We start from the raw sequence: 3,095 nt of genomic DNA, 5'->3' as shown, positions 1-3,095 counted from the left end.
GGGAGTTCCTCAAGGAGAACCCCGACGTGGCGGCCGAGATCGAGAAGAAGATCCTCGAGAAGCTGGGCGTCGGTCAGACCACCGGCGACGCGGCGGGCGGCGTCGAGCTGCCGCCGGTCGACTTCTGATGCGGGCTGCGGCCCTCCGGCCGGCTCTCCGCGAGCCGGCCGCGACGACAGGGCCAGTTGCGATGGCTGGTTCGGTCGCAATGGCAGCGCCGGTCGCAATGTCAGCGCCGGTCGCAATGTCAGGGCCGGTCGCGATGGCTGGTTCGGTCGCGATGTCAGCGGCGGTCGCGATGACACGGTCGGTCGCGATGAGGCGGTCGGTCGCGATGTTGGGGCGCTGAGCACCGATGCCGGGACGACGTGGGGCTCGGTCGGGGCGCGGGTGGGATGCCATCCCGCCGCGGCCGGCCCGCGAAGAATTCCCTGGTGGCGAGTCCCGGTCCGGCGACGAGGAACGCGGCAACGTTCCGAACCGTCCCCGCCGGAGCTCGCGGGGGCGTGGTGGCTGGGGTAGCTCGACCGGTGCTGGGCGGGCCGGTCTCGACCCGCCGTCTGGCGAAGAGCCGGAGACCGGGCGCGGCGCCGATGGGGCCGGCGCTCGAAGCGGTGCAGCCTCGGCCGGACCCGGGTGGGCTCGCGGCGGGCGCGAAGGGCGTGGCGGCGGGCGTGGCGGAGAGCGTGGCGGCGGGCGACGGCAGGAGGATGAGCCGCCGCGGAGTGAGTCCGAGGTGGCGCGGGAGATCTGTCTGCGGCAGCTTGCCGTGCGGCCGCGAACGCGGGCGGAGCTGGCCAAGGCGCTGGCTCGGCGGGAGATCTCCGAAGAGGTGATCGCCGAGGTTCTCGACCGGTACGACGAGGTCGGGATCATCGATGACGCGGCGTTCGCACGGGCGTGGGTGTCCAGCCGGCACCACGGACGAGGGCTGGCGCGGCGTGCGTTGGCGAACGAGTTGCGGCAGCGCGGGGTCGACGCCGAGGTGGCGAGCGAGGCGCTGGAGTCGCTGGATGACGATGCGGAGGCCGCCGCCGCGCGGGCCCTGGTCGACCGTAAACTACGCACCGCGAACGGGGCTCCCGACGCTGTGTTCCGCCGGCTTGTCGGAATGCTGGCGCGGAAAGGCTACTCGGCCGGCGTTGCGATTCGTGCAGTGAAAGAGGCATTGGCGGCGCGCGATGCCGAGGCGGCGGAATTCGCCGAGCGGATCGACGCCGATGCGATGGCCGACGAATCCGGTGACACAATTTCGTGACGCGTTGTTGACACTACTCAGTGTCATCCATACGTGATGTGAGCAGGCCACTGTCCGATGTGCCCGCATTGTCAACCATGGATGGCGCGACGCAAAAAGATTCGGTAGTTTGCATCCCTGATTGCCCGAACATCATCTGTCCTGTGCGGACAGCTGAAGGCTTTGTTCGATAGCAAGTACGGGGAGGAACATGAGTACCAAACATCTCGCCCGCGTTCGCGGCTTACGAGCCGTTGCGCGACTTGGCCTGCTGGCCGGCGCCATGGGTGTGGCCGCGTTCGCCGGCGCCCCCTCCGCGTCCGCCGCGACGCTGCCGGAGGCCGCTGTCAGCGCCACCCTGGCTCTCGAACCCGGCCCGCAAACCGACACCGAGGGCGCAGCAGCCGGCCAGAAGGTCGACCCGCCCGGCGACGAGGACCCGCCGGACCCCGATCCGGATCCCGATCCCGACCCCGACCCGGACCCGGATCCGGACCCCGATCCCGACCCGGACCCCGACCCGGACCCCGATCCCGACCCGGACCCCGATCCGGACCCGGATCCCGATCCGGATCCCAACCCCGGCACGGGCGGCGGCAGCGGAGATGACGACGACGATGACGACGACTCCGGCGGCGGCAACAACTCGGGGAACAACAACGACGACTCCGGTAGCGGCTCAGGCGGTTCGTCGGACAACGGCGGCGCGCAGCTGGCCCGCACCGGCACGGACGTGGTGACCATCGCCGGCGTCGGCGCTGCGATCGCGGCCGGCGGCGTCGGGCTCATCCTGGTGTCACGTCGGCGCCGGGAGACCCCGGCCGAGGACTGATTCACCGGCCGAGGTCAGGACCTGGTCCGACCACGGGGCATAGCGGGACATGGTCACAGCGGCCATGACCGTGAACCAACGCGAACTGCCCGGCTGCTTCGGCAGCCGGGCAGGTTCGTGTGTGGTCGGTGTGGAGGCGTGGGCCGTCGTGTGCCGTGATGGGGTCGGGCGTAGGTCGATTTGTGTGCGGTGGAGGGCGTCGGCGTGTGGCGGCTTGTGTGCAGTGACGCCCATGGTCAAGGACCACGCCGCCGCTGAGCGTGGCGACGCCGCCTGCCATGCTCGGGCGGTGTGGGGCGCGCGGCGGTCTGGTGTGCGGCGGCGTCGGGGGCCGTGCCGGCGGTCTCGTTTGCCGCGGGCAGCGTCAGGTGCCGGCGATTTCATGTGTCGTATGGACGTCAGGACACCGATCGTCGAGTCTCTTGCCGGGGGTGGGTGATCGACTGATCGCGGCCGCTTCGAGGGGACGTTGTGACCTGGGCGTCCATTCCCGTGAGTGGATCTCTCAGGGCATCGAACCTGGCAACCGGCTAGTAGTATGTTGCAGCGTGACCGGTAATTCCCCTGATGTTGCGCGCGGATACGGGCCCTTTCATCGAGGCGTCGATCCAAGCCAACGGGAGGCTGGTCGCGACGCCGATTCGGGGGCGGGCGATGAGTCGTCCAATCCGGACGAGACGGTGATCGTCGACGCGGATCGCACCGAGATCGTGACGCCGCCGTCCGAGGCAACCGTGACCATCCCGGCACAGGCACAACCGCAGAGCCAGATCCCAGCGGAAGGCACCGCCGGAAATCAAGCCGATGTAACCCAGATCGGCACCGCTGCGCCCAACGCGAGCGAGGCCGGCACCACCCCGGCAGACGCACCCTCGAGCGGCGCCGCCGCTCCGGATCCGGCTGCGGCCTATGGCGCCGCGCCGAGTTCGGGTGCGGCCTATGGCGCGGCGCATAGTTCGGGTGCGGCTTACGGTGCCGCGCCAAGCTCGGGTGCGGCTTACGGTGCCGCGCCAAGCTCGGGTGCGG

2 protein-coding genes and 2 pseudogenes are annotated in these 3,095 nt (G+C 70.4%); all 4 read left to right on the top strand.

What is annotated here, in order from left to right; all coding sequences use genetic code 11:
* Positions 1-128, top strand: a pseudogene (locus tag AB0M20_RS34820) (DNA recombination/repair protein RecA); the annotation flags it as partial.
* 599 nt (positions 129-727) lie between these two features.
* A pseudogene (locus AB0M20_RS34815) lies at positions 728-1,258 on the top strand (regulatory protein RecX); the annotation flags it as partial.
* Between the two features lie 190 nt (positions 1,259-1,448).
* Positions 1,449-2,069: an LPXTG cell wall anchor domain-containing protein gene (locus AB0M20_RS34810; protein ID WP_364304656.1), complete on the top strand. Its 621-nt coding sequence runs from the start codon at positions 1,449-1,451 to the stop codon at positions 2,067-2,069.
* A 548-nt stretch (positions 2,070-2,617) separates the two neighbouring features.
* Positions 2,618-3,095, top strand: a 478-nt coding sequence (locus tag AB0M20_RS34805) for a hypothetical protein (protein WP_364304655.1), incomplete at its 3' end; no start/stop codon positions are given.

Origin of the sequence: Actinoplanes sp. NPDC051633 (assembly GCF_040681735.1) — a bacterium.
Taxonomy (GTDB): Bacteria; Actinomycetota; Actinomycetes; order Mycobacteriales; family Micromonosporaceae; genus Actinoplanes.
This window is presented reverse-complemented; position numbering and strand designations above follow the sequence as displayed.

Coding starts and splice junctions, on each gene's coding strand:
- AB0M20_RS34810 (WP_364304656.1), top strand. CDS start 1,449: ATGAGTACCAAACATCTCGCCCGCGTTCGCGGCTTACGAGCCGTTGCG.